The sequence below is a fragment of the Marimonas lutisalis genome, from assembly GCF_005434965.1.
GTDB classification, from domain to species: Bacteria; Pseudomonadota; Alphaproteobacteria; order Rhodobacterales; family Rhodobacteraceae; genus Marimonas_A; species Marimonas_A lutisalis.
Window position 1 is genome coordinate 594,338 of record NZ_SKCI01000001.1, and the last position, 25,633, is coordinate 619,970.

Sequence of the window (25,633 nt, forward strand, 5' to 3'; positions counted from 1 at the left end):
AACAACTGAAAAACACGAGGTAACACAATGAAAACACTTATTCTTGGGGCAGTCGCCACGATCGCACTTGCAGGTCCTCTTATGGCTGCGCATGCCAATCCTTGGGCAACCGATGACGATACGGTTCTGTCGAAAGAGCATGATGACAACCAGGCCCGCAGCATCGGCACGCCGGGCGAAGACGAGATGCTGGGCAACATGGTGCAGAACGTCAGCCCGCTGGCCGGAAGCGGCGCCGCGGGGCGCGGCGGCGAAGGTGATGGCTCCGGTGGGGGCAGTACCGGCGCAGGTGGAGGCGCCGGAGCAGGTGGTGCAGCTGGCGCTGGCAACGGGGGTGGCCACGGTGGCGGCGGAAATGGTGGCGGCCAAGGCGGCGGTGGCCACGGTCGCAACTAAGCCCGGGCAAGACTTGTCGAAGGCACCCGCGGTTTCGTCCGCGGGTGTTTTCTTTTCGCGCTCAGGCGAGGGTGGGATGATCGCGCAGCTCCTGTGCGAGCAGGCCCGCCCAAAGGCGATAGGCTGGTTCGCTGGGATGAAAGCCGTCTTCGGCGACATAGGCCGCGTCGAAGGGTAGATCGAGCGGCACGTGAGTGAGATCCGGGTCGCCCGCGCAGAGCCCCGCCAGGGCGGTGTTGAAGCGCCGGGCGGTGCGCCCCATCGTCCAGCGTAGCGGTTGCGGCAGAAGCGGGAAATGGCCCATCGGCGGCAGGCCCGAGCGCAGGATGAGGCGCGTCCCATGCCGTTCGCGCAGCGTATCGTGCAATGCCCGTTGCCCGGCCAGCCAGCGCGGGAGCGGCACCGACCGGGTGACATCGTTGACTCCGATCGCGATGATCGCGACGTCGAATTTGGTTGTATCTTCAATGGTCTGCAGGCGGTGCAGGCTGTTGCGCGTGGTGTCGCCGGTGCGGGCGAGCAGGCGCCAGTCGAGCGCGTATTCGGTGGAAAGCAGGCTGCCCAGCTGCCCCGAGAGGGCGCGGGCCTGATCCGTTGCGCCAACGCCGGCGGCGGAACTGTCGCCAAGGATCAGAAGGCGCAAGGGCGCGCCGGTGCCGATGCGGCCCTGCCGCGGGCCGGGCGGTTCCGGCAGGATGAGCGCGCGGCGCCGGACCTGCAGGGCCTGGGCCACGAGCAGAGGCGCGAGGGTGATCTTGGCCAGCGTGTCGATCATGAGGCCCCCGGAAATGACGAAAGGGCGCCGATGCGGCGCCCTTTCGTGCGGGATTTCAACAGATTACACCGCCAGGTTCGGGATGATCTGCTTTTTGCGCGACATGACGCCGGGCAGCACCACGGTGTCGCCGCTCGCATCTGCGCCAAAGCTTTTCTTGGCGACGGTTTTCACCAGGTCGTTCGGCACCAGCAGCGTGGCCTCTTCGTTCAGGATGTCGACGACGAAAAGCAGGACCTGGTCAACGCCGTCTTCTTTCGCCACATCCGCCATCGAGGCCATCAGGCTGTCCTTGCGGTCGAGCACGGTGGCGGGGGCGGTGGTTTCCAGCACCGAGACGCGGAACTTGGTGCCCGAAACCTCGTATTCCTTGCTGTCCATGCGGATCAGCTCGGCATCGGAGAAGGCCGACACGTCGGATTTGGCGGCGAACATCTCGGCGGCGTAGTCGGGGATCGAGATGCCGAGGTCGGCGGCCAGTTTCTCGGCTACTTCGCGGTCGTGATCTGTGGTGGTCGGGCTGCGGAATTCCAGCGTATCGCTGAGAATGCAGGTAAGCGCCGCGCCTTTCATGTCATCCGGCATCTTGCTGTAATCATTGCCGATCTTGTCGATCATGATCGTCGCCGTGCAGGCCAGCGGGCGGATGGTGATGTCGATGGGGCCGCGGGTTTCGAGGCCGCCGACGAGTTTGTGGTGGTCGATGATCTCGCGCACGTCCGCGCCGTTGATGTTGGCGGGCAGCTCGGCGGGGTTGTTGGTGTCGACGACAACGCAGGGCTGGTCGTCGGCGACGTCGGAGATGATCTCGGGCTTGTCGAGCATCCAGCGCGTCAGCATGAAGGCCGCCTCGGTGTTGGGTTCACCCAGAAGAACAGGTTCGGCCTCCACCCCTTTGATTTCATTGAGATACCAGGCCCAGAGAATGGGCGATCCGGTGGAGTCGGTGTCGGGCGATTTATGGCCGAAAACAAGCGTGGTCATGGCGGGTCAGTCCTTCGGAAATCGTGAATTTGCGCGCCTTATAGGCCGCGCGGGCGCGCTTGTCACGGGGGGCTGGGGCGCGAATTTGCCGCGCTGCGGCATGGGTGGGTTAACGCCACCGCGCGGTCGAAAATCGGGGGGTGATCTGCGTGCACCCCCCGGCTGCCTTCCGGCTGCCGGGGAAATCGGCCCGGGTTAACGCGCGTTAAGGTTAACGCGGCGCGCGGCGGGGCTTTCGCAAGGGGCACACGGCGGCTAGTCTCGCGCCATGGGCAAGCCAACGGAAACCGATCTTTACCCGCCGGTGAAGGCGTATCTGGAGGCCCGGGGCTATGAGGTGAAGGGCGAGGTGGGCGCCGCCGACGTGGTGGCGCTGCGCGGGGAAGAAGAGCCGCTGATCGTCGAGCTGAAAACCGGGTTTTCGCTGACGCTGTTGCAGCAGGCGGTGGCGCGGCAGGCGGTGAGCGATACGGTCTACGTGGCGGTGCCGCGCTGGAGCGGCAAGCCGGGCTGGCGGACCTTCAAGGGCAATATGGGACTATGCAAGCGGCTGGGCGTCGGCGTTCTGTCGGTGCGGGTGAGTGATGGCCATGTACAGGCGCATTGCGACCCGGTGCCGTTCCAGCCGCGCAAGTCGAAGCCCAGGAAGGCGGCGCTGCTGAAGGAGTTCGCCGCGCGCGAGGGCGATCCGAACCACGGCGGCATGGCGCGCGAGACGATCATGACCGCCTATCGGCAAGGCGCGATGAAATGCGCGGCCTACCTGGCCGAGCATGGGCCCTGCAAGGGCGCGGTGGTGGCGCGCGAAACCGGCGTGGCGCGGGCGACGACGATGATGCGCGACAACCATTATGGCTGGTTCGAGAAGGTCGAAACCGGGATTTACGGGTTGAGCGAGGCCGGAAGACGCGCACTGGAGTGAGGCGCCGCGGCATCTGTTGTTGCGCGCCGGATGGTGCTAGAGCGCGCGCAACACCACGGAGGAGGGAGAACGGCAGATGGGTGAATCGCGGGTGATGATCGCGGGCGGCGGGATTGCGGGGCTGTCGCTGGCGCTGACGCTGCACCAGATCGGGGTGAAGGCAACGGTCTTTGAAAGTGTCGAGGAACTGCGCCCGCTGGGCGTGGGTATCAACCTGCAACCCAATGCCGTGCGCGAGCTCTATGACATGGGGATCGGCACCGGAGAGCTGGACAAGGTCGGCGTGCCGGCGCTGGAATGGGCGCTGGTGGGGCTGAACGGCAATGACATCTATGCCGAGCCGCGCGGGCTGGAGGCCGGATACAACTGGCCGCAATACGCGGTGCACCGGGGCAGGTTCCACATGGCGCTGTATCATGCGCTGGTCGAGCGCGCCGGGGCCGAGAGCGTGGTGCTGGGCGCGCGGGTGACGGGATACGAGAACAACGCCGACGGCGGCGTGACGGCGATTGTCGAACGCGCGGACGGGCGGGTTGAACGCGAGAGCGGCACGCTGTTGATCGGGGCCGATGGCATCCATTCGGCCATTCGGGCGCAGATGCATCCCGATCAGCCGCCGATCCACTGGGGCGGGGCGGTGATGTGGCGCGGCACGACGCGCGCCAAACCCATTCGCACGGGATCGTCCTTTGTCGGGCTGGGCACGCATAGACAACGCATGGTGATCTATCCGATCAGCCATGTGGGCGCGGACGGCATGGCCGATATCAACTGGATTGCCGAGGTGACCTATGACGATCCCGACGCGCGCGACAGCGGCTGGTTCCGCCCGGTCGAAATCGATGCGTTCGTGCATCATTTCGATGGCTGGTCCTGGGACTGGCTGGATGTGCCCGAGCTGATCCGGGGCGCCGATATCGCCTATGAAAACCCGATGATCGACCGCGACCCGATCCCGACATGGCGCGATGGCGCGGTGGCGCTGATGGGGGATGCGGCGCATGCGATGTATCCGACCGGGTCGAACGGGGCGAGCCAGGCGATCGTCGATGCGCGGGTGATGGGCGCGAAGATGCTGGCGCATGGCGTGAGCGCCGAGGCGCTGGCCGCCTATGACGACACGCTGTGCGGCCCGGTTTCGGAGCTTATCCTGCGCAACCGCGGGGCGGGGCCGTTTGGCCTGCTGAACCTGGTGGATGAACGCTGTGGCGGGGAGTTCGAGGATATCGATGCCGTGATCTCGGCAGAAGAGCGCGCGGCGTTCATGGCCGGCTACAAGGCCGCCGCCGGTTTTGCCATCGAGAAGCTGAACAGCGCGCCGCGCACGATTGCCGAGGGCGCGACAGTGACGGGCTAGGGCGGCCGTTTCGCTGTGCGCCGCGTTGCGGGGACGGCGATTTTTCTGCGAAAAATCGGACGGGCGGCGGCGCCTGTGACCGCTAGCCCTGCCGGCGGATGAAATCGGCCACGAGCGAGACGACCTGCGGCGCCAGCATGGGCGTGATGATATGGCCCATGCCCTTGATCGCGTGATATTCCGAGCCGGGGATATGGGCGGCGATTTCGGCACCCAGTTCGACCGGGATCAGCGTGTCATCGACGCCGTGGATGACCAGGCAGGGGATGGTGACGGATTTCAGCGCCGGGCGGCGATCCTGCGCCGCCATGGTGGCCAGAAGCTGCCGGTTGACGCCATCGGCATCGTTGCCGCGCGACCAGGCCAGGCGGGCCTCGGCGCGGATGTCTTCCTCGGCCATGGGGAAGCCGGGTGAGCCGAAGCTGGCATGGCCCGCGACCCAGTTGTCCTGCGCCTCGTCCAGCGTTTCGGGGCGCATCAGCAGGCGCGGCAGCAGATCGCGCACGGCGCCGCGTTCCACCAGCGGGCGGCAGGCGGTCATCACGATGGTATCGGTGAGGATCCGGTCGGCATGGTCGATGGCGAGGATCTGGGCAATGGCGCCGCCCATCGAGATGCCGAAGACATGGGCGCGGGCGATGCCCAGCGTATCCATCAGCCCGGTCACGTCGCGCGCCATGTCATCGAGCGTATAGGCCGGGGCGATCTCTTCGCCGGCCATCACGCGGGCGGTGATTTCATCGGCGTCGCCGGGCACGCCGGGGGCGGGGCAACGCTGGCTGAGGCCCACGTCGCGGTTATCGAAGGTGATGGTGCGAAAGCCCGCGTTGACGAAGCCCTGCACGAAGTTGGCCGGCCAGTGGACGAGCTGCGTGCCGAGGCCGCGGATGAGGATCATGGTGGGGGCGTCTCGGGGGCCGTGATCTTCGACCTCGAGGGTGATGCCGTTGGCGGTGAGTTGCATGGGGGCGGTCCTTCAGTCGAACGAAAGGGGGGTGATGGTGTAGCCATCGCCTTCGAGCAGGGTGAGCAGGCCATCGGGGCCGGGCAGGTGGGCGGCGCCGACGGCGACGAAGACATCGCGGCCCGGCGCCTCCTGGCGCAGCACCTGGTGCCAGGCATGGTTGCGCTGGGTCAGCAGGACGCGCTCGAACTTGGCGAAATCGGCCTCGGCGGTGGGGCCGCCATATTCGATCGAGAGGGAGCGGCCGAGCTCCCACAGGAGCGCGGTCTTGCCGTCGGCATAGGCGTTGAACATGGTCGCGGCCATGTCATCGGGATCGAGCGGCAGGTCGAGCGCGAGGCGCAGCATGTCGATCTGTTCCTCGCGGGAGAAGGCATCAAAGACCTTCAGGGTGGTCAGGTAATCCTCGATCGAGCGGGTATCGCGGCCTTCGGCATGCAGGAATTCGGCCAGGGCGTGGTCGATCCCCTTGGCGCCGGATTGCTGCCGGCGCATCTGGCAGGGGCTTAGGCCCAGCATCATCGAGACGAAGATCGGTTTGAGCTTGGCCGCCATGAAGCCGGGAAAGCCGCGCTCGGCCAGGCGGGTGCGCAGGGTTTGCCATTCGTCCTCCTCGAGCTGCTCGGGCAGGGTGGGGCCGGTGGCGTTGAAGATCACATCGGGCCGGGTGGAGGCGGCGCGCTGGAAGCGGTCGATATCGGGCGCGGCCATTTCGAAATAGACGATGTCGGCGGCCTGCGCGCGTGGCAGGAGCCGGTCGAAATGCGCCTGCGTTTCGGCATGGGGCAGGTGGTAGGTGCCAAAGAGCGTGATCGTGCCGTCGGCGCGGCTGGCCTGCCAGTAGAGCCCTTCGCCATAGCGCGTCTGCGCCGCGCGGGTTTCGATGGCGGCGCGCTTTTGCGGGGCCATGGTGGTGAAGAGATCGCTGCCGCCGCACTCGAAGGCGCGAAGTGGCGTGGCGAGCAGGAACAGGAAGGTCAGGAGATATCGCACGTCGGGTCGTTATCCTGGGCTGGTTTCGCTTTGCTGCAGGCTAGCGGGTTCCGGCGCGAAGCTGAATCGGTTTTTCGGCGATGTCCGTTGACGGATATTGATCGGGCGCAACGTCATCGCCCCGCATCGTGGTAAGAATGGCGGTGATGACTGGAGCGAGACGCGCGCGCGCATTCCTGCTGATGGCCGGGCTTTGCCTGGCCGCGACGCCCGCGATGGCGGATATCCCGATGACATGGGTCATCGGGATCCTGAAGTTCGGCGCGTGGCCCGTGCTGCTGCTGATCGTGCTGATCGAGGCCGTGGCGCTGGCCCTGGCCTGTGGGTTGCGGGCGGGGCGGGCCGTACGCCTGTCGCTTTATGCGAACCTGTTTACCGCGGCACTCGGGGTCGTGCTTTATCCGCCATTCGCGGGCGTGATCTATCCGCTGTTCCAGGCGGCCCTGCCGGGATCGGTTGCCCAGGGCTGGTCGATGGAATGGATCATAACGCGCGCCGCCGGTGTGACGTTGTTGTTCACGGTGATCGACACGGCGCTGGAGCTGCCTTTCCTGGCGCATGTGGGCAAGCTGAGGATCACGCTGAAGGCGGCGGCGCTGTATTTCCTTGCCAATTTCATCGGCATGGCCATTCTCGTCGGGGTGGTGTTGTCGGGCGAGGGTGTGTTCAAGCCGCCGATCCCGGACGAGGAGATTGCGCGGTTCGAGCAGCACTATGCCCCCGAGATCGCCTTTATGCAGAAGACACTTGGTGAGTTCGAGGCGCTGACATCGCGGCCGGGCTGGAAACGTGAGGACGAAAATGGCACCAGCCCCGTGGATACGTGGATTGCACAGGTTGAGGCCGAGGCCCGGGAATACCGGTTTCGCTGGCTGACCGTTTCGCGCCAGTACATGTACCCGATCTATCGCGACGAGGCGGCAAAGGGGGTGTCGCAGTGGACGGGCGAGCAATGGTACAGGCGCGGCAACGTGGAGGTCTATGCCAGCAAGGCAAACCGGGGCATATGGTATTTCGTTTACAAGATCACCGTCCCCGGCACCCCACATGATGCGCAGATCCGGGCTTGGCTGGACCCGTTGTGACGGGTCTGAGCATTCCCCGGCGAACCGGCAAAATTTCCCCGATCGATGTCTTGACTCGCGCAATCCATCTCCCTAGCTATGCGCCGTTAGCACTCGGAGGAGTCGAGTGCTAATAGGCGCTCCGTGCCAATCGGGCGGGGCGGCTTAGGGAGAAACAGAGATCTCATTCAAGAGAGGAGCCAAAAGATGGCATTTACTCCGCTTCATGACCGCGTGGTGGTTCGCCGCGTCGAAAGCGAAGAGAAAACCGCAGGCGGGCTGATCATTCCCGACAGCGCCAAGGAAAAGCCGGCGGAAGGCGAAGTTGTTTCGGTTGGCGCTGGCGCGCGCGACGATGATGGCGACCGCATCCCCATGGACGTGAAAGCCGGCGACCGCGTGCTGTTCGGCAAATGGTCGGGCACCGAGGTCACGATCGACGGCCAAGAGCTGCTGATCATGAAAGAATCCGACATCATGGGCATCATCGGCTGATCGGCCGGATCCCTGAATTCCAACGCTAACTAGGAGCAAACAACGATGTCCGCAAAAGACGTGAAGTTTGATACCGACGCCCGCAACAAGATGCTGAAGGGCGTGAACATCCTGGCCGATGCCGTGAAGGTGACCCTGGGCCCGAAAGGCCGCAACGTGGTCCTGGACAAGGCCTTTGGCGCACCGCGCATCACCAAGGACGGTGTTTCGGTCGCCAAGGAAATCGAGCTGGAAGACAAGTTCGAGAACATGGGCGCGCAGATGGTGAAAGAAGTCGCCAGCCGCACCAATGACGAAGCCGGCGACGGCACCACCACCGCGACGGTTCTGGCCCAGGCCATCGTCAAGGAAGGCATGAAGGCGGTTGCCGCCGGCATGAACCCGATGGACCTGAAGCGCGGCATCGACATGGCGACCGACAAGGTGGTCGAGGCCATCAAGGCCGCTGCCCGCGAAGTGAAGGACAGCGACGAGGTTGCACAGGTCGGCACCATCTCGGCCAACGGCGAAGCCGAAATCGGCCGCCAGATCGCCGACGCGATGCAGAAAGTGGGCAACGAGGGTGTCATCACCGTCGAGGAAAACAAGGGTCTGGAAACCGAGACCGACGTCGTGGAAGGCATGCAGTTCGACCGCGGCTACCTGAGCCCCTACTTCGTGACCAACCCCGACAAGATGATTGCCGAGCTGGAAGACTGCATGATCCTGCTGCACGAGAAGAAACTCTCGTCGCTGCAGCCGATGGTGCCGCTTCTGGAAAGCGTGATCCAGTCGCAGAAGCCGCTGCTGATCATTGCCGAGGACGTGGAAGGCGAAGCGCTGGCCACCCTCGTGGTGAACAAGCTGCGCGGTGGCCTGAAGATCGCCGCCGTCAAGGCGCCGGGCTTTGGCGATCGCCGCAAGGCCATGCTGCAGGACATCGCCATCCTGACCGGTGGTCAGGTCATCAGCGAAGACCTGGGCATGAAGCTGGAATCGGTGACCATGGACATGCTGGGCACCGCCAAGAAGATCCAGATCACCAAGGACGAAACCACCATCGTTGACGGTGCCGGCGAGAAGGCCGAGATCGAAGCCCGCGTGGCCCAGATCCGCACCCAGATCGAGGAAACCACCAGCGATTACGACCGCGAGAAGCTGCAGGAGCGTGTTGCCAAACTCGCCGGTGGCGTCGCCGTCATCCGCGTGGGCGGCATGACCGAGGTCGAGGTGAAAGAGCGCAAGGACCGCGTCGATGACGCGCTGAACGCAACCCGTGCCGCCGTTCAGGAAGGCATCGTGGTCGGCGGCGGCGTGGCGCTGGTTCAGGCCGGCAAGACGCTGGAAGGCCTGGAAGGCATGAACGCCGACCAGAACGCCGGTATCGCCATCGTGGCCCGCGCCATCGAGGCACCGTTGCGCCAGATCGCCGAGAACGCCGGCGTCGACGGTGCCGTGGTGGCTGGCAAGATCCGCGAATCGAGCGACGTGAAGTTCGGCTTCAACGCGCAGACCGAGGAATATGGCGACATGTTCAAGTTCGGCGTGATCGACCCGGCGAAAGTGGTGCGCACCGCGCTGGAAGACGCATCGAGCGTCGCCGGCCTGCTGATCACCACCGAAGCCATGGTGGCCGACAAGCCCGCCAAGGAAGGCGCAGCCGCCGGCGGTGGCATGCCCGACATGGGCGGCATGGGCGGCATGATGTAAGCCGTCCTGTCAGGACAAAGGGAAAGGGGCCGCGGTTCGCGGCCCCTTTTTCGTTGGGCGGACGGATCAGAAATTGCCCGCACTGGCGCCGGATTTCAGCGCAAGGCGCAGCGCCGCGTCGGTGCTGGGCGAGATGCTGGACGGTGTTCCGGGGGCGGGCAGCCGCGTGAGGCGGCCGTCGCAGGATTTGCGGCGCGCCGGCAACTGCATCCGCCGTACGATACGGCGCAGCAGAGCGGATAGGTGCAAGCGTGCGAATTCCGGCTGCGGGCTGCGGGTGATGTGGTTCGTCGTGATCAGGGTCATGGTGGATACCTTTCCTTGGCGGGTGGTTGGATTGTCGATGTGTCCAGCCTGCCGGAGAGGCTTGGCCTGCGGGTAGTGCAGGGGATGAACCGCCCCCGCTACACATCGTGAACTGGATCGGAGGAAAGGGTTTCGGCTAGGCTGTGACCAAGGAGGTGCTGACGATGTCAAATGGCCCTTACGGCATGATCTGCCCGATCACCCATGCCTGCCAGGTTTTGGAACCGAAATGGACGATCCCGATCCTGACGGAGCTGTGGGCGGGTTCGACCCGGTTCAACGAATTGCGGCGGGGGATAGGTAATATCTCACCGGCGCTTTTGACGCGGCGGCTGAAGGAACTTGAAGCCTTTGGCCTGGTGGAACGGGTCGAGGATCCGGCGACCGGCAGCGTGGATTACATCCGCACCCAATCGGCCATTGATCTCGAACCGGCGCTGAACGCGCTGGCGATGTGGGCGCAGAAACATGTCGAGGCCGAGACCGTCCTGTGTGATATCGACGTATCGGGCCTGATGTGGCAGATGCGCAAGCGGATCGCCGTCGAGGAGTTGCCCCGGCGCCGGATCGTCATGCAGTTCCGCTTTGCAGACGAGGGCCTGGACTATGACACCTACTGGGCGTTGATCCAGGACGGGACGGCGGTAGAAGTTTGCACCGCTATCCCGGGCTATGACGTGGACCTCTATGTCGAAACCGACTCGGTCTCGCTGGCGGCGGTCCTGACCGGGCGCAGCACGGTCGCCCGCGAGTGTGACGCGGGAGCCTTGTTTCTGAGCGGAGATGCGCTTTTGATCAGGACCATCGAACGCTGGCTGAAGAAATTTCCCTATGAACCCGAGGGCGGCGCTGCGCAGCTGATGCGCGGGACGGGCCGTTGCCGGACCGCCGCAGGCGGCTGAGCTGTTCGCTCTGAACGCGATGGTGGCCTTTCCCTTTCCTGCCCGCCCGGTAGGGTGGAGCATGAAAGGAGCGACCATGGTTCAATCCCACGATTTCATGCGCGAGATGCGGGCCGGCGAGGAGGCGGAGGTCGAACGGCTGTTGCAGAAGGCGTTTGGCGGCAATGACGAGGCGCGGCTGGTGCGGCTCTTGCGCAAGCAGGGCGCGATTGCGGGCGAGATGGTGATCCCGGGCGAGGACGGGATCGCGGCCTATTACGCGCTGAGCCATTTCGTGAAGCCCAAGGGGTGGCTGTGCCTGGCGCCGGTGGCGGTGCGCCCTGACCTGCAGGGCAAGGGCATCGGGCGGCGGATGATGGGCCTTTTGACCGAATGGGCCAGGATTTCGGGGAACACCGTGGTGGTTCTGGGCGAAGTCGGGTTCTACGAGCGTGGCGGGTTTTCGCAGGCGCGCGCCGCGCGGCTGAGTTCGCCCTATCCGGTGGAACATACGCTGCTGGCGGGGCCCGGCAGTGACGTGCCGGAGGCCGAGTTGGTCTATCCGACGGCGTTTTCTGCGCTTTGATGCGCAGACCCCTTGCGCGCATGCAGGGCGACAGGATGCGCGATCTTTCCTAAATGGAATGCAAAGGAGACAGGAAACATGCGCAAGATCCAGACCCAGGGGGTGCATCACATCACGCTGACCGGCGCCGACCGGCAGACCAGTATCGACTTCTGGGAAGGGGTGCTGGGCATGCCGTTCGTGTTCGACCAGCCGAACCTGGACAACCCCGACGAGGGGCATTTGTATTTCGATCCGGGCGACGGGCGGCTGATCACCATCTTCACCAATGAAAACCGCACGCCGGACCGCCGCCGCACGCCGACCGAGCCGGGCTGTGTGCATCACCTGGCGTTCAACGTGAGCCGGGCGACGTTTTCGCAAGCCATCGAGCGGTTGGAGGCGCGCGGTATCGGGCATTCAGGGGTGAAGGACCGCGGCTTCATGGACTCGATCTATTTCAAGGATCCGCTGGGCCTGCTGATCGAGCTGGCGACCTACAAGTTCGAGCCGCCGGTGGGCTGCACCCATGCCGACGTGATGATCGAGGCGCACAGGCTGCGCGTCGAGCGCGGTGACTACAACATCGGGGAAGTGCACCTGGCCGACGCGATCGAGATGCTGGTGGAGCGCAAGCAGCAGAGCCTGAGCGAGGACCGCGGCGCGAAGAACCCGTATTGAATGCAGCACCCGGGGATGCCCCGGGTGTGACGCAACCATTCAGCGAATTCCGGTTATTTCCTCACCTTTCGCAAAAGTTTGCCAGATTTGCCCGCTAACCATGGGGGCGTGGCAAGTGAAGGTGAGACCCATGGAACAGATGAGCTTTGAGGATCGGTTGGCCAAGATCGAGGACCGGTCGCGGCAGGATTTGACCGAGCGCCGCTTCGACTCTGAGCTGCAAGGGATGCGTGGAAAAGCCCGCCGCCAGGCCGGGCATGTCCCGGAGGACGAGGATGAGGACAGCGACGTGGTGTTCTGGGTCATCTACGCGGCGCTGGCGATCCTGATGGCCGCGGCCTATGTGCAGGTGCCGCAGTTTGCCTATGACATCAAATGGCATGTGTTCCCGGTTTTCGCCCTGGTCGGGATCGTGAAAGTTTTCCTGACCATGCGCCGGCGGGGCCTGTCGATCACGCGCGACGGCGACAATCTTCTCGACCTGGCGGATACGATTTCGGGGCTTTACAGGCTGTTCAAGTAAGCACCGGCCAGGTCAGGCCAGGGTGTGTTCTGTAGACGGGCACCCGGCGGTCGCCTAGACTGCCGCGATGCGCCTTTTCCTGCTGACAACGCTGACGATGGTGGCCTTTGCCGCCAATTCGATCCTGAACCGCCTGGCGCTTGATGCGGGCGGGACGGGACCGGCGAGTTTTGCCGCGATCCGGCTGGCGGCGGGGGCCGGGATGCTGGCCCTGCTGGTGGCGTGGCGCAGCGGGGCGCCGCGCTGGCGCACCGGGGCCGGCGGGCCGGCGGCGCTGGCGCTTTACGTTCTGGGGTTTTCCTTTGCCTATCTCAGCCTGCCGGCCGGGGTGGGCGCGCTGATCCTTTTTGGCGGGGTGCAGGTGACGATGTTCGCGGGCGCGATCCTGAGCCGCGAGGCGGTGCCGGTGCAGCGCTGGCTGGGCGCGGGGCTGAGCCTGGCGGGGCTGGGTTATCTGATGTGGCCAGCGGGCGGCGCGGCGCCAGATGCGATGGGCGCGGGCCTGATGGCGGCGGCGGCGCTGGGCTGGGGCGTCTATTCGCTGATCGGGCGCGGCGCGCGTGACCCGCTGGCGGCGACGGCGGCGAATTTCCTGTGGGCGATGCCGGTGGGGCTGCTGATCTGGCTGATCCGGCCGGACGGGGTGGACGGCGCCGGGGCAGCGCTGGCGGTGGTGTCGGGGGCCGTGACCTCGGGGCTGGGCTATGCGCTGTGGTACAGCGTTCTGCCGGCGCTGGGCGCCAGCCGGGCGGCGGTGGCGCAGCTGACCGTGCCGGTGATCGCGCTTGCCGGGGGGATCGTGTTGCTGGGCGAGGCGCTGAACCTGCGGATCGTGCTGGCCTCGGCGCTGGTGCTGGGGGGCGTGGCGCTGGCCAATTACGCCTTTACCAGCCGTTCCAGGGGGTCATAGGCGCAGGCCGCGCCGTCCCAGGCCGCGCCGGGCAGGGCATCGGGTTTGAAGCGGATCTTCGACATCTCGTCGCGCGTGAACCAGCGGCGGCGATGCACGATGCCCTCGGGATCAGTCCAGCTGTCTGACAGCGCGCCGTCGGTGACGGTGCAACGGAAGAACACCTCGACCTGGTGAAAGCCGTCCTCGGGATTATGGAACTCGTTCACGAGCGCGGGCGGGCCGACGGCGATCGTCAGGCCGGTTTCCTCGAACACCTCGCGGGCGAGGTTTTCGGGCATGGAGGCGTGTTTTTCCATGCCGCCGCCGGGCGCGCACCAGAGCGTCGCCTCGGGGCCGGGAAAGGCGTTGACCAGCAAGAGCCGGTTGTCCTGCAGGATGAGCGCGCGGGTGGCGAGGCGGATGGGGCGTGACGTCATGCGGTCTTTCATAGTCACGGGTTTGAGCGTATCTCAAGCATTATGCGATGGTTGATTGCCCTTCTGATGTTTCTGCCCGTGGCGGCGCGGGCCGACTGCGTGATCCTGCTGCACGGGCTGGCGCGGACGGAAAACTCGTTCCTGCTGATGCAGGAGGTGCTGGAGAACGAAGGCTACAAGGTGGTGCGGCCGGGGTACCCGTCGACGGAAGAGACCATCGTTTCGCTGGTGGTGAAGACGCTGCCGCGGGCGGTGGACGATTGCGGCGATCAGAACGTGCATTTCGTCACCCATTCGATGGGGGGCATCCTGGTGCGCACCTGGCTGAAGACCTACACACCGCCCAAGCTGGGCCGGGTGGTGATGCTGGCCCCGCCCAATCACGGCTCGGAACTGGTGGACAAGCTGGGCGATATCGCGGTTTTCGGCTGGGTCAACGGGCCGGCGGGGATGCAGCTGGGCACGGGGCCGGATGCGCTGCCCCAGCACCTGGGGCCGGTCGATTTCGAGCTGGGGGTTATCGCGGGCGACCGCAGCCTGAGCCCGGCCTATTCGGTGCTGCTGCCCGGGCCGGATGACGGCAAGGTGTCGGTCGCCTCGACCAGGGTGGAGGGGATGAAGGACCACCTGGTACTGCCGGTGACGCATACCTTCCTGATGAACAGCCCGGTGGTGATCGCGCAGGTGGTGCATTTCCTGAAACACGGCAAATTTGACCCCGAACTGGGGCTGAGCGACCTGGTCTGGGGGAAGGACGAGTGAGCCTGAGCCTGAGACTGACCGGGGCGCAGGTGCTGTGGCCCGAGGGGATGGGTGAGGGTGACCTGGCCCTGGCCGCGGGCGTGATCGCCCCGCAGGCCGACGCGCGCGCGGTGGACCTGTCGGGCTACACGGTGCTGCCGGGGATCGTCGACATTCATGGCGACGGGTTCGAGCGGCACGTCGCGCCGCGGCGGGGCGCGATGAAGGACATGGCCGGCGGGCTGGAGGCCTGCGCCGCGGAGCTGGCCGCGAACGGGATCACCACAGCCGTCCTGGCGCAGTTCTTCAGCTGGGAGGGGGGGCTGCGCGGGCCGGACTTTGCCCGCGACATGCTGGACGCGCTGGCGGCGATGCGCGACCGGGTCGAGAGTGACCTGCGGGTGCAGCTACGGCTGGAGACGCACCTGCTGGACGACTATGACGCCTTCGAGGCGCTGGTGGCGGCGCATGATGTCGACTACGTGGTGTTCAACGACCACCTGCCGCATGACCGTCTGGCCGCCGGCAGGAAACCGGCGCGGCTGGCAGGCACGGCGCTGAAATCGCGGCGCAGCCCCGAGGCGCTACTCGCGCTGATGCAGGAGATGCACGCGCGCAGGGAAGAGGTGCCCGGCGCGGTGGCGGCGCTGGCCGACCGGCTGGCGGCGCGGGGGGTGCGATTAGGCAGTCATGACGACCACACGGCCGGGGACCGCGCCGCGTGGCGGGCGCGGGGGGCCGGAATATCCGAGTTTCCCGAGACCGCAGAGGCGGCGGAAGCAGCGCGCACAGGCGGCGACGGGATCGTGCTGGGGGCGCCGAACGTGATGCGGGGGGGCTCGCACAAGGGCAATGCCTCGGCGCTCGACCTGATCGCGATGGGGCTGTGCGATGCGCTGGCCTCGGACTATCACTACCCGTCGCTGTGGCGCGCGGCGTTGTTTCTGGAGCAGGCGGGCGTTGTCGACCTGGCGGGGGCCTGGGCGCTGGTGTCGGAGGGGCCTGCGCGGCTTCTGGGACTGGAGGATCGCGGGACGCTGGCGCCGGGCAAGCGCGCCGATTTCGTGGTGCTGGAGCGCGACAGTGGCCGGCTGGTGGCGACCTTCGCCGGTGGCCGGGTGGCGTGGATGGCGGGCGACGTGGCGGGGCGGTTCCTGGGCGCGCGCACTTGACCTTCCTGCGTGGGAGGGGCGCAAGAGCGGCGTGCGCAAAAGGACCGGTGGGACGAAATGAACCTGAAACAGGGGATCGGCGCGGCGATCGTAATCGCGGCGGCGGCGGGGCTTTGGTGGATCGGCCGGGCGCCGGGGCCGGGCGAGGCGGTGCCGCGCGCGATGACGAGCACGGATCTGGGTCGGATCGCCGCGGGCGCGGCGATCGTGGCGCCCGCGCTGCCCGCGCGGCTGAGCGCCGAGGCGGAGGCGGGCCGGGTGCTCTTCGAGGCCAATTGCATTGCGTGCCATGGGCGGAACGCCGCAGGCGTGAATGGCAGCGGGCCGCCGTTGATCCACAAGATTTACGAGCCTTCGCATCACGCCGATTACGCCTTCGTCCTCGCGGTGACGCAGGGCGTGCGGGCGCATCACTGGCCGTTCGGGGACATGGCGCCGGTGGCGGGGCTGACCCAGGAAGATGCGCTGTTGATCGCGGCGTATGTGCGCGACGTGCAGAGGGCCAACGGGATCGGCGTGAAGTGACATGGCGCGCCTGGCCGCAGCGTCGATGCGGGGGCCAGCCCCCAAGGTGCAAAACGCAGGGCGTTTTGCACCATCCCCCGGGATATTTGCAGCAAGATGAAGGGGCGGGTCAGGTGACGTGGAGGTCAGGCGAAGTGGCAGGTGACGTGGCCCCAGGGGCCGAAATCGGCGTCAATCTCGGTGCCGGGCGGGCATTCGAGTGGGCGGATGAAGCTGCCCGAGAGGATGACCTGGCCCGGCTCGATCGACTGGCCGTATTGAGTCATCCGTTCGGCCAGCCACACGATCCCCATGACTGGATCGCCCAGAACGCCCGCGCCGAGGCCGGTTTCCTCGACCGTGCCGTTTGCCGAGACGATGGCGCCGGCCCAGCGGAGGTTTTCGGTGGCCGGGTCGAACCGGCCGTCGCCCAGCACGATGCCGGCATTGGCGGCATTGTCGGCGATGGTGTCGAAGATTTTTCGCGGTTGGCCGGTGGCAGGATCGGCGCGCAGGATGCGGGTATCGAGGATTTCGATCGCGGGGGCCACGTAGTCGGTGGCGGCGAGGATCTCTTCGCGGGTCGCGGCGCCGCGGAGGGGGGCCTTCATGACGAAGGCGATTTCGGCCTCGATGCGGGGCTGTATGAAGCGGCCGGCGGGGATGGTGGCGCCGTTGGCAAAGGCCATGTCATCGAGGAGCACGCCACTGTCGGGGGTGGTGATGCCCAGCGCCTGTTGCATGGCGCGCGAAGTGAGGCCGATTTTCCAGCCGATGACGGAGCGGCCAGCGGCGATTTTCTTGTCGATCAGGGCGGACTGGATGGCATAGGCGTCATCCATGGTGATGCCGGGATGGGCGACCGAGAGAAGCCCGGTTTGTGTGCCGGTTTCCTCGGCCTCGAAGAGCGCGTGCGCCGCCTTGGCGATCTCATCGGGGGTCATGCCTCGTCCTCCACGCCGTTCACCAACGTGCCGATGCCTTCGGCGGAGACCTGCACCTCGTCGCCGGGTTCGAGGAAGCGGGGCGGATCGAAGCGGGCGCCCGCGCCGGTGGGCGTGCCGGTGACGATGATGTCGCCGGGGGCGAGCGTCGTGAAGGTGGAGATGTATGCGATCTGGCGGGGGATGGAGAAGATCATCCGGCTGGTGCGGTCATCCTGGCGCAACTCGCCGTTCACATGGGTGGTGAGACGGATATCGTCGAGCTGTGCGGGATGGGTGAAGGGGACGAGCCAGGGGCCCATGGCGCCGGAGCGGTCCCAGTTCTTGCCTTGCGTGACGTTGAATTTCGCATGGCGCACCCAGTCGCGCAGCGTGCCTTCGTTGCAGAGCGTAATGGCGGCGATGTGATCGTAGGCCCGGTCAGCGGGGATACGGCGGCCGCCGGTGCCGATGACCACGGCGATCTCGCCCTCGTAATCGAGCTGGGGTGTTTCGGGCGGGCGGACGAGGTTTTGCCCGTGGCCGACGAAGCTTTGCGGGAAACGGATGAAGAGCGAGGGGTTGGGCGGGGCCTCCTGCCCGTCCTTGTATTCGGCGTTGCGGTCGGGGAAGTTGACACCGACGCAGATGATTTTCCCCGGGTCGGGCAGGGGGATGTCATAGGTGAACTGGCCGGTTTCATGGGTGACGGCACGGCCCATGGCGGCCTGGGCGAGATCCTTGAGCGCGCCGGCGCGGATGACGTCGGTCAGGGTTTCCCACTGCGGATAATCGGGCGAGAGGGCGATGAAGCCCGCATCGGTGACGATGCCGTATTGCCGGCCCTGGTCGGTGGTGACGGTGGCGTAGCGCATGCGGGTTACCCTTTCCGGTCGAGAAGTTCGATTTCGATGAAGGCACAGGGAAAATCATTGCCGCTTTTGACATCGTGTTCGACGCCGAGTTCGCGGTAATAAGGCTCGCCCGTGCGCAGGTCGGCGGTCACGGTTTCGCCGCCGGGCAGGTCGATCTCGAGCGTGCCGTCGAATTGCGGGACGACGACATAGTCATGTTCGTGGCGGTGCCAGCCGGTGTTGTCGCCCTTTGCCGCGAAGGACCAGCGGGTGACGCGCACGCGGCCATTGTTGATCAGGACGTCGCCGGTGGCGGTGCCTTGGGTGGTGTCGCACATGGGCTGTCCTTTCAGGGGGCGATGATGGGTTGGGCCTTGAGCTGGGCCGGGACGGGCTCCTGACCCTCGAAAAGCGAGCCTTCCTCGAACCAGGAGCGTGGGGCGGGGGCGCCCCAGAGGGTCTGGCGCTGGGGATCCTTGAGGTCCCACTTGATCGGTTCGAGATCGGGATCGACGGTCTGGTAGTCGGAGCAGTAGATCTCGATCCGGTGACCGTCGGGATCGCGGATATAAAGAAAGAAGGCGTTGGAGATGCCGTGGCGGCCGGGGCCGCGCTCGATATTGGCGACCCAGCCGGTGGTGGCCATGAGATCGAGAAGGTCGATGATATTGAGCGGCGTGGGCACCCAGAAGGCGGTGTGATGCAGGCGCGGGCCGGTGCCGTTGGTGAACGCGATGTCATGCACGCCGCCCTTGCGATGGGTCCAGGCGGCCCAGAGGCGGCCGCTTTCCTCGTCCTCGGTATACTCGGTCACGCGGAAGCCCAGATCGTTGTAGAAGGCCACGCTTTCGTCGACATTGGGCGAGAAGACGTTGAAATGGTCGATCCGGAGCGGTTTGACGCCCTTGTAGAGCGCGTATTTCTGGTGGATCGGCGGCAGGCGATCCATTTTCACGTAGAATTCCAGCGGGATGCCGTGCGGATCGCGGGTGCGGAAGGTGCGCGACTGGTAAGGGCGGTCGACCCAGTCCACGGGGAGCGATTTTTCTGCGAAAAATCGGGCGGCGCGGTCGAGGTCGTCCTCGGAATAGAGCTTGAAGCCGAGATCGCGGGCGCAAGGCGCCTCACCCTTGCGCAGGACGAGGCAATGGTGGCCGCGTTCCTCCATCGCGCGGAGATAGATAGTTTCGCTGTCTTCGTCCGTGACCTGCAGGCCGAGCGTATCGACGTAGAAGGCGCGGGAGCGGGCAAGATCGGTGACCACCAGTTCGACATGGCTGAGCCGGACGATGTTGAATTCCGGGTAGAGGTTCGGGGCGGGGATAGGCATGGTGCGTTTCCTTTGGCGGTGCGGTGGGGTGAAACCCCACCCTACACGGGAAAGATGACGTTGGTCTGGCCGGTGCCGGACGAGGGGAAATACTCGGTCACGACCTCGCATTTGCCGTCATACTGATCCCAGCCGAGCGCGCCGTAAAGCATGGCGGTGTCATGCATCGAGCCTTCGCCGCAGCAGTGATCGGCATAATCCTTGAGCATTTTCAGGAAGGTGGCGTGATCGCCGCGCTGCCACATGTCGAGCACGTGCAGGTCCATCTGGCGGTTGAACTCGGACGAGATGGTGAAGGTGCCGTTATTGGCGGCGTAGTCCTTGTTCGGCCAGATCTTGTGGCTGAGCGAGCCCGAGGCGACGAGCAGGACCTTGGAGTCGCTGGCTTCGACCGCGTCGCGGATGGCTTCGCCGATGACGCGGGATTCATCGTGGTCGTGCACGGTGCACCATGCGGCGATAGAGACCACTTTCATTTCATGTTCGCGCGACATGAAGCGCATGGGCACCAGCGTGCCGTATTCCAACTCGAGACTGTCGAGATGGTGGGAGAGGGTGAAAACGCCCTTGTCGCTGGCGGATTTGGCGATCGCGTCGCCCAAGCCTGGGTTGCCGTCATAGGCGTAGGGCAGGTCCTGAATGAACTGCGGAAACTCGTTCGAGGTAAACAGCCCCTCGAAGCGGGCGTTGGCGTTGATGTGAAAGCCTGCGTTGATCACCCAGTGGGTATCGCAGATCACCACCGTGTCGGCGCCGAGCGCGCGGGCGCGGCGGGCGATTTCCATATGCCCGTCGATGGCGGGCTGGCGGGTGCCTTTTAAAGGGCCCTCCTGCTCGGACATGAGCATGGTGGGCACGTGGGTGCATTTGGCAGCGAGAACGATCTCTCCCATGGTCTCCTCCCGTTTTTTGGGTCGCATTTTCGAACGGAAAACCGGAAACCACTTTTCCTGAAAATGCTCGTGTCTGCGCGTTTCCTCAGAGTCCCAGTTGCGGAATCTTGTGTTGGCCGGTGGCCAGGCCGATATGTTTCTGCTCCATGTAGAATTCGAACGACCAGTCGCCGCCATCGCGGCCGATGCCGGATGCCTTGACCCCGCCGAAGGGGGTGGGCAGGTGGCGGACGTTTTCCGAGTTCACCCAGATCATGCCGGCCTCGAGCCTTTCGGTAAAGCGGAGCGCGCGGGTGAGATCGTTGGTCCAGACATAGCCGGTGAGGCCGTATTCGATGGCATTGGCCATTTCGAGCGCTTCGTCCTCGGTCTCGAACGTGAGGGCGGTGAGGACGGGGCCGAAGATCTCTTCGTTCGCGATGCGCATGTCCTGGGACGCGCCGGTAAAGAGTGTGGGGGCGACGAACCAGCCGGTGTCACCCACGCGGGTGCCGCCGCAGGCGATGGTGGCGCCGTCCTTTTGGGCCACGTCGAAATAGCTGGTCACCTTGTCGAAATGGGTCTTGTGGATAAGCGGGCCGACCTCGGTTTTCGGGTCGAGCGGGTGGCCGACACGGATGTTTTCCACGCGTTTCTTCAGCTTTTCGATGAAGTCGCTGGCGATCGTGGATTGCAGCAGGAGCCGCGAGGACGAGGTGCAGCGTTCGCCGTTCAGCGAATAGATCATGAAGATCGCCGCATCGAGGGCGCGGTCGAGGTCGGCATCGTCGAAGACCACGACCGGGTTCTTGCCGCCCAGTTCGAAATGCACGCGTTTGAGGGTGTCGGCGCCCTGTTTCATGATCATCGAGCCGGTTTTCGACTCCCCGACAAAGGCGATGGCCTTGATTTTCGGATGCTCGGTGAGCGCGCGGCCCGCGTCTTCGCCAAACCCGTTGACGAGGTTCCAAACGCCCGGCGGCAGGCCGGCCTCTTCGGCGATTTCCAGCAGGATGCGGGCGGTGATGGGCGAAAACTCCGCCGGTTTGTGCACCACGGTGCAGCCGGCGGCGAGGGCGGGTGCGATTTTCCAGGTGCTGAGCATGAAGGGCGTGTTCCACGGCGTGATGACGCCCACCGGGCCGATCGGCACGCGGGTGGTGATGTTCATCAGCGTGGGCGAGGGGAGCGTCTGGCCATCGCGGGCCGAGGGCGCGCGGTCGGCGAAGAAACGGAAGTTTTCAGCGCCGCGCAGGGCGGCCTTTTGCATGAAGCGCAGGGCCTGGCCGGTGTCGAGGCATTCCGCGAAGGCGATCTCCTCGGCGCGGGCGACGATGGCGTCGGCGATCTTGTGCAGGATCTTCTTGCGTTCGGCGCCGGAAATCGCGGCCCAAGCCGGGAAGGCCTCATGCGCGGCCTGGGCGGCGGCGTCGATATCGGCGGCGTCCGAGCGGGCGACCTTGCACAGGAATGCCTCGTCCACTGGCGAGTGGTTGTCGAAACTGGCGCCCGAGGCGGCGGGGCGGTCGGCGCCGCCGATGCGGTTCATCACGCCGGTTTCCTTGAAGCGGGCGAGGTAGGTTTGCGCCTTGGCGATGTTGTCTTGAAGCTCGGACATGTCAGGTCTCTTTCAGGTGGTCGCGAATGGTGCCGGTTTTTGGGCTGAGGTCTGGGTCGATGTCGCGCATTTCCATCGAGAGCGCGATGGAATGGCGGGCCAGAGCAGGGGCCATGAACGCCTGCAGGGCCTTGAAGATATGGTCGGTGGCGCGTTTGCGGGTATCGAGATCGCGGCCGCCGCGCAGGCGGACCGAGAGATCGAGGAAGGCGTGTTTGTCATCGCCATCGGCGATCGAGACATGGGCGGCGCGAAAGGCGCGGACGCGGATGCCGGGCACGAGGAAAACGCCGGTTTCGATGGCCGCGCGGCGCAGGTGATCGCAAAGCGCGGCGATGTCGACCATGTCTTCGAGATTGGCCGAATACTCGATGCTGAAATGCGGCACGTCGATTGCTCCTCCCAGTTCAATTAACATGTTAAGTAACTTGTGCGCGTGAGTCAACAATCATGCCATGAGCCGTTGTCTTCGCGGGTGACAGCACGGAATTGGAGTGATAAGATTATTAAATATCGTCCGAAAGAGACGTGACCGAGGGTCGAGCAGGGACCCCAAAAACCAAACTCGAACTGCGACTCGCGCGATCTTTGCAGATTCCGCGAGGGGAATCGTATATTTGTGTCAGTAATGCGATGACCCGCAATATCTGCGCAGATCGGCGAAATACCGCGTAAGTTGGGCGTTTTTTGACGATATTTTGTGGTTTTCCCGTGTTTTTTTGGTGACGATTGGGGCGCCAAAGGTTAAGAGAAGAGCGGAACAGGCAGAAAAAACCCGCTTTGGCGGGTCAACAAATCAGGCGGACAGTAGCAATGACTTTGAACCTCACCATGCCCGGACAGGAAGATTTGAAGCCCCGGATCACCGTTTTCGGTGTGGGTGGCGCCGGTGGCAACGCGGTCAACAACATGATCGAAAAAGCGCTGGAGGGCGTTGATTTCGTGGTCGCGAATACCGACGCGCAGGCGCTGCAGCAAAGCCAGGCGTCGAACAAGATCCAGATGGGCGTGAAGGTAACCGAGGGTCTGGGCGCGGGCGCCAAGGCCAGCATCGGCGCCGCAGCCGCCGAGGAATCGATCGAACAGATCGTCGATCACCTGGCGGGCGCGCATATGTGTTTCATTACCGCCGGCATGGGCGGCGGCACCGGCACGGGCGCCGCGCCGATCATCGCACAGGCCGCGCGTGAACTGGGCGTTCTGACGGTTGGCGTTGTCACCAAGCCGTTCCAGTTCGAAGGTGGCAAGCGCATGACCCAGGCCGAGGACGGCGTCGAGGCGCTGCAGAAGGTCGTCGATACGCTGATCATCATTCCGAACCAGAACCTGTTCCGCCTGGCCAACGAGAAAACCACCTTTACCGAAGCGTTCAGCATGGCTGACGACGTGCTCTACCAGGGTGTGAAGGGCGTGACCGACCTGATGGTGCGGCCGGGCTTGATCAACCTGGACTTTGCCGATGTGCGTGCCGTGATGGACGAGATGGGCAAGGCGATGATGGGCACCGGCGAAGCCACCGGCGAGGATCGCGCCACGCAGGCCGCGGAGAAGGCGATTGCCAACCCGCTGCTGGACGAGATCAGCCTGAAAGGCGCCAAGGGCGTTCTGATCAACATCACCGGCGGGCACGACCTGACCCTGTTCGAGCTGGACGAGGCCGCCAACCGCATCCGCGAGGAAGTGGACGCGGACGCCAACATCATCGTCGGCAGCACGCTGGATACGGGCATGGAGGGCATGATGCGGGTGAGCGTCGTCGCCACGGGTATCGATGCCAGCGCGATCGTGCATGACGTTCCGGTGCCGCGCCGGTCGCTGGCCGAGCCGCTGAAGCCCACCGTGTCGGCGGAAGAGCCGCAGGACGAGTTTGCCGAGGCACCGCAGCCGCAGGTGGCGGCGCGCGCCGCCGAGGAGCCGTCGCTGTTCGAGGATCTGGAGGATGCCGAGGCCGCCGCTGCCGAGGACCAGATGGAAGACATCTTTGGCGAAGACGCGCCGCAGGTTGCCGCGCAGGTGCAGGATGACCTGCCGCCGCCGGCCTATCAGCCGCGGGTGGCGCAGTTCCAGCCGCAGCCCGATGCGCTCGAGGCCGAGCCCGAGGAGTTCGTGGCGCCCCGTGCCCCGGCCCCCGGCACGCCGAGCCCGGATGCGCTGGCCCGTCTGCAGGCCGCTGTGCAGCGTGCGCCGCAGGCAACTGCCAACCGCCGCGCCGATCCGGCACCGGAGCAGCCCGCCGCCGCGCCGCGCAACGAAGCCGAGAAGCCGCGGTTCGGCATCAACTCGCTTATCAACCGGATGACCGGGCATGGCGCCGAACAGCCGCAGCAACCGCCGCGCCAGCAGCCGCAGGTGCAGGCACAGCGCCACGCGCCGGCACCGTCCGCAGAGGACGAAGCCGAGCAGGAGCGGATCGAAATCCCCGCATTCCTGCGCCGTCAGGCCAACTGACCCAAGGTCACAACTGATCCGGAAAAGCCGCCCGATGGGCGGCTTTTTCTTTTCGGGGCAGGGGGTTGGCTCATGTGTGGCGGTTATCCGCCGATCCCGCCGGGGGGATGTTTCATACCGTTACAAAGATTGAATTGAGGGCTGGCACCCCTTCCTTTACGTTCCCGTCAGATTGCAGGAACAGCCTGCGACACCCTGAGGATTTTCGTGCAGACCACGATCAAAACCCCCGTAAGCTTTACTGGTGTAGGGCTTCATTCCGGCAAACCTGCGCGGGCCACGATCCATCCGGCTTCGGCCGAGCATGGCATCTGGTTCAAGCGCAGCGATATCGCCGTTGGGGATGCCCTCGTGCCGGCGCGCTGGGACGCGGTGAACCAGACCCCGCTCTGCACCCGGATCGAGAATGCCCGGGGCGTTTCGGTGTCGACCATCGAACACATCATGGCGGCGCTGGTGGGCTGCGGGGTGCACAATGCGCTGATCGAGATCGACGGCCCGGAAGTGCCGATCCTGGATGGCAGCGCGGCGAGCTTCGTGAAGGGCATCCTGTCGCGCGGGGTGGTGCGGCTGGCCGCACCCGTGCGCGCGATCGAGGTTCTGCAGCCGATCGAGGTGCGCAAGGGCGAGTCGCTGGCACGGCTGGAGCCGGGCCGGGGGCTGACCATCGATTTCCGCATCGAGTTCGAGGATGCGGCCATTGGCGTGCAGCGCAAGGTTCTGAACATGTCGAACGGATCCTTCGTGCGCGAACTGTGTGACAGCCGCACCTTCTGCCGCAAGGCCGATGTGGATGCGATGCGGGCGCAGGGGCTGGCGCTGGGCGGTACGCTGGACAATGCCGTGGTGGTCGATGGGACCGAGGTCCTGAGCCCGGGCGGGCTGCGCCATGCCGACGAGGCGGTGCGCCACAAGATGCTGGATGCGCTGGGTGACCTTGCACTGGCAGGGGCGCCGATTCTGGGTCGTTACATCGGTCATCGCGCGGGACACGCCCTGACCAACGACCTGTTGCACAAGATGTTTGCCACGCCGGGCGCCTTCCGCATGGTGGTTTGCGACGCGGAAACCGCCGAACAACTGCCCGGTGCCGGGGTGCATCTGGGCGAAGTGCCGGCCGTCGCCTGACGCCCGTACCGGCAAAATCCGCACAAGATTTTGTAATCCGCGCCAAATTGCCTGCTGCAATCGGTGTCAAAGGCGTTTTGCACCGGAATTTTCTGTGCTAGGAAGTGCCAGAGCAGAGG

Annotated in this window: 29 protein-coding genes; 16 read left to right on the plus strand and 13 right to left on the minus strand. The window is 65.3% G+C overall.

Annotated features, from left to right (window positions below):
- The first annotated feature begins 27 nt into the window (after positions 1–27).
- A complete protein-coding gene (locus E0501_RS02895; RefSeq protein ID WP_137699839.1) occupies positions 28–396 on the plus strand; it encodes a hypothetical protein in 369 nt (122 codons plus the stop codon).
- Between the two features lie 61 nt (positions 397–457).
- Here E0501_RS02895 and E0501_RS02900 read toward each other — a convergent pair whose 3' ends face one another.
- Together E0501_RS02900 and E0501_RS02905 are read right to left on the minus strand one after the other, a co-directional pair.
- Positions 458–1,171, minus strand: coding sequence for an SGNH/GDSL hydrolase family protein (locus E0501_RS02900; protein WP_137699840.1), 714 nt, complete (start codon positions 1,169–1,171; stop codon positions 458–460).
- 63 nt (positions 1,172–1,234) lie between these two features.
- The gene (locus tag E0501_RS02905) at positions 1,235–2,155 is read right to left on the minus strand and encodes a manganese-dependent inorganic pyrophosphatase (RefSeq protein ID WP_137699841.1); all 921 of its coding nucleotides are present in this window, start codon (positions 2,153–2,155) and stop codon (positions 1,235–1,237) included.
- Between the two features lie 268 nt (positions 2,156–2,423).
- On the opposite strand from E0501_RS02905, the gene E0501_RS02910 reads away from it, so the two are divergent.
- Together E0501_RS02910 and E0501_RS02915 are read left to right on the plus strand one after the other, a co-directional pair.
- Positions 2,424–3,077, plus strand: a complete 654-nt coding sequence (locus tag E0501_RS02910; RefSeq protein WP_137699842.1) for a DUF2161 domain-containing phosphodiesterase — start codon at positions 2,424–2,426, stop codon at positions 3,075–3,077.
- Between the two features lie 76 nt (positions 3,078–3,153).
- Positions 3,154–4,434 (plus strand): flavin-dependent oxidoreductase, encoded by a 1,281-nt coding sequence (locus E0501_RS02915; protein WP_137699843.1) that lies wholly within the window; start codon positions 3,154–3,156, stop codon positions 4,432–4,434.
- An 82-nt stretch (positions 4,435–4,516) separates the two neighbouring features.
- Here the strand turns inward: E0501_RS02915 and E0501_RS02920 are convergent, their stop codons facing one another.
- Both E0501_RS02920 and E0501_RS02925 read right to left on the minus strand, forming a co-directional pair.
- Positions 4,517–5,398, minus strand: a complete 882-nt coding sequence (locus tag E0501_RS02920) for an alpha/beta fold hydrolase (protein ID WP_137699844.1) — start codon at positions 5,396–5,398, stop codon at positions 4,517–4,519.
- A gap of 12 nt (positions 5,399–5,410) precedes the next feature.
- Positions 5,411–6,391 carry a TraB/GumN family protein gene (locus tag E0501_RS02925; RefSeq protein WP_137699845.1) on the minus strand — a complete coding sequence of 327 codons (981 nt, stop codon included), beginning with the start codon at positions 6,389–6,391 and terminating at the stop codon, positions 5,411–5,413.
- A gap of 146 nt (positions 6,392–6,537) precedes the next feature.
- Between E0501_RS02925 and E0501_RS02930 the strand changes: the two genes are divergently transcribed.
- The 3 genes from E0501_RS02930 to groL all read left to right on the plus strand — a co-directional run bounded on the left by E0501_RS02930 (position 6,538) and on the right by groL (position 9,639).
- Positions 6,538–7,476: a hypothetical protein gene (locus E0501_RS02930; protein WP_137699846.1), complete on the plus strand. Its 939-nt coding sequence runs from the start codon at positions 6,538–6,540 to the stop codon at positions 7,474–7,476.
- A 186-nt stretch (positions 7,477–7,662) separates the two neighbouring features.
- Complete coding sequence (groES, locus tag E0501_RS02935; RefSeq protein WP_137699847.1) at positions 7,663–7,950, plus strand: co-chaperone GroES; 288 nt, start codon at positions 7,663–7,665, stop codon at positions 7,948–7,950.
- Between the two features lie 45 nt (positions 7,951–7,995).
- The gene (gene groL, locus E0501_RS02940; RefSeq protein WP_137699848.1) at positions 7,996–9,639 is read left to right on the plus strand and encodes a chaperonin GroEL; all 1,644 of its coding nucleotides are present in this window, start codon (positions 7,996–7,998) and stop codon (positions 9,637–9,639) included.
- Between the two features lie 66 nt (positions 9,640–9,705).
- On the opposite strand, the gene E0501_RS02945 is transcribed toward groL, so the two are convergent.
- Positions 9,706–9,945 (minus strand): hypothetical protein, encoded by a 240-nt coding sequence (locus E0501_RS02945; RefSeq protein WP_137699849.1) that lies wholly within the window; start codon positions 9,943–9,945, stop codon positions 9,706–9,708.
- Positions 9,946–10,109: 164 nt separating this feature from the next.
- Here E0501_RS02945 and E0501_RS02950 point away from each other — a divergent pair, with 164 nt between their 5' ends.
- The 5 genes from E0501_RS02950 (at position 10,110) to E0501_RS02970 (ending at position 13,505) form a co-directional block, all read left to right on the plus strand.
- Positions 10,110–10,847 (plus strand): winged helix-turn-helix transcriptional regulator, encoded by a 738-nt coding sequence (locus tag E0501_RS02950; protein WP_137699850.1) that lies wholly within the window; start codon positions 10,110–10,112, stop codon positions 10,845–10,847.
- 76 nt (positions 10,848–10,923) lie between these two features.
- Complete coding sequence (locus E0501_RS02955) at positions 10,924–11,412, plus strand: GNAT family N-acetyltransferase (protein WP_137699851.1); 489 nt, start codon at positions 10,924–10,926, stop codon at positions 11,410–11,412.
- Positions 11,413–11,490: 78 nt separating this feature from the next.
- Positions 11,491–12,072 (plus strand): VOC family protein, encoded by a 582-nt coding sequence (locus tag E0501_RS02960; RefSeq protein ID WP_137699852.1) that lies wholly within the window; start codon positions 11,491–11,493, stop codon positions 12,070–12,072.
- A 130-nt stretch (positions 12,073–12,202) separates the two neighbouring features.
- The gene (locus tag E0501_RS02965; RefSeq protein WP_137699853.1) at positions 12,203–12,595 is read left to right on the plus strand and encodes a hypothetical protein; all 393 of its coding nucleotides are present in this window, start codon (positions 12,203–12,205) and stop codon (positions 12,593–12,595) included.
- 67 nt (positions 12,596–12,662) lie between these two features.
- Positions 12,663–13,505: a DMT family transporter gene (locus E0501_RS02970; RefSeq protein ID WP_137699854.1), complete on the plus strand. Its 843-nt coding sequence runs from the start codon at positions 12,663–12,665 to the stop codon at positions 13,503–13,505.
- On the opposite strand, the gene E0501_RS02975 is transcribed toward E0501_RS02970, so the two are convergent.
- Positions 13,472–13,924, minus strand: coding sequence for an NUDIX domain-containing protein (locus E0501_RS02975; protein WP_137699855.1), 453 nt, complete (start codon positions 13,922–13,924; stop codon positions 13,472–13,474). The two genes, E0501_RS02970 and E0501_RS02975, sit on opposite strands and share 34 nt — an antisense overlap.
- 42 nt (positions 13,925–13,966) lie before the next feature.
- Between E0501_RS02975 and E0501_RS02980 the strand changes: the two genes are divergently transcribed.
- The 3 genes from E0501_RS02980 to E0501_RS02990 are packed head-to-tail and all read left to right on the plus strand — an operon-like array spanning position 13,967 to position 16,362.
- Positions 13,967–14,686, plus strand: coding sequence for an esterase/lipase family protein (locus E0501_RS02980; RefSeq protein ID WP_137699856.1), 720 nt, complete (start codon positions 13,967–13,969; stop codon positions 14,684–14,686).
- Entirely contained in the window at positions 14,683–15,837 is a 1,155-nt protein-coding gene (locus E0501_RS02985) for an alpha-D-ribose 1-methylphosphonate 5-triphosphate diphosphatase (RefSeq protein WP_137699857.1), read from the plus strand. Before E0501_RS02980 ends, E0501_RS02985 begins: the two co-directional genes overlap by 4 nt.
- 57 nt (positions 15,838–15,894) lie before the next feature.
- Complete coding sequence (locus E0501_RS02990) at positions 15,895–16,362, plus strand: c-type cytochrome (protein WP_137699858.1); 468 nt, start codon at positions 15,895–15,897, stop codon at positions 16,360–16,362.
- A gap of 125 nt (positions 16,363–16,487) precedes the next feature.
- Here the strand turns inward: E0501_RS02990 and hpaH are convergent, their stop codons facing one another.
- From hpaH to E0501_RS03025, 7 genes are all read right to left on the minus strand, one after another.
- The gene (gene hpaH, locus E0501_RS02995; protein ID WP_137699859.1) at positions 16,488–17,285 is read right to left on the minus strand and encodes a 2-oxo-hept-4-ene-1,7-dioate hydratase; all 798 of its coding nucleotides are present in this window, start codon (positions 17,283–17,285) and stop codon (positions 16,488–16,490) included.
- A complete protein-coding gene (locus E0501_RS03000) occupies positions 17,282–18,139 on the minus strand; it encodes a fumarylacetoacetate hydrolase family protein (RefSeq protein WP_137699860.1) in 858 nt (285 codons plus the stop codon). Before E0501_RS03000 ends, hpaH begins: the two co-directional genes overlap by 4 nt.
- Positions 18,140–18,144: 5 nt before the next feature.
- On the minus strand, positions 18,145–18,456 hold the full coding sequence (locus E0501_RS03005) for a cupin domain-containing protein (protein ID WP_137699861.1): 312 nt from the start codon (positions 18,454–18,456) through the stop codon (positions 18,145–18,147).
- 11 nt (positions 18,457–18,467) lie between these two features.
- Positions 18,468–19,448, minus strand: a complete 981-nt coding sequence (hpaD, locus tag E0501_RS03010) for a 3,4-dihydroxyphenylacetate 2,3-dioxygenase (protein ID WP_137699862.1) — start codon at positions 19,446–19,448, stop codon at positions 18,468–18,470.
- Positions 19,449–19,489: 41 nt separating this feature from the next.
- Positions 19,490–20,341: a 3,4-dihydroxyphenylacetate 2,3-dioxygenase gene (gene hpaD / locus E0501_RS03015; protein ID WP_137699863.1), complete on the minus strand. Its 852-nt coding sequence runs from the start codon at positions 20,339–20,341 to the stop codon at positions 19,490–19,492.
- Positions 20,342–20,426: 85 nt separating this feature from the next.
- Positions 20,427–21,938, minus strand: coding sequence for a 5-carboxymethyl-2-hydroxymuconate semialdehyde dehydrogenase (hpaE, locus tag E0501_RS03020; RefSeq protein WP_137699864.1), 1,512 nt, complete (start codon positions 21,936–21,938; stop codon positions 20,427–20,429).
- A gap of 1 nt (position 21,939) precedes the next feature.
- On the minus strand, positions 21,940–22,356 hold the full coding sequence (locus E0501_RS03025) for a 5-carboxymethyl-2-hydroxymuconate isomerase (RefSeq protein ID WP_407943396.1): 417 nt from the start codon (positions 22,354–22,356) through the stop codon (positions 21,940–21,942).
- Positions 22,357–22,751: 395 nt separating this feature from the next.
- Between E0501_RS03025 and ftsZ the strand changes: the two genes are divergently transcribed.
- Complete coding sequence (ftsZ, locus tag E0501_RS03030; protein ID WP_137699865.1) at positions 22,752–24,386, plus strand: cell division protein FtsZ; 1,635 nt, start codon at positions 22,752–22,754, stop codon at positions 24,384–24,386.
- Positions 24,387–24,593: 207 nt separating this feature from the next.
- A complete protein-coding gene (gene lpxC, locus E0501_RS03035; RefSeq protein ID WP_137699866.1) occupies positions 24,594–25,514 on the plus strand; it encodes a UDP-3-O-acyl-N-acetylglucosamine deacetylase in 921 nt (306 codons plus the stop codon).
- Positions 25,515–25,633 lie beyond the last annotated feature (119 nt).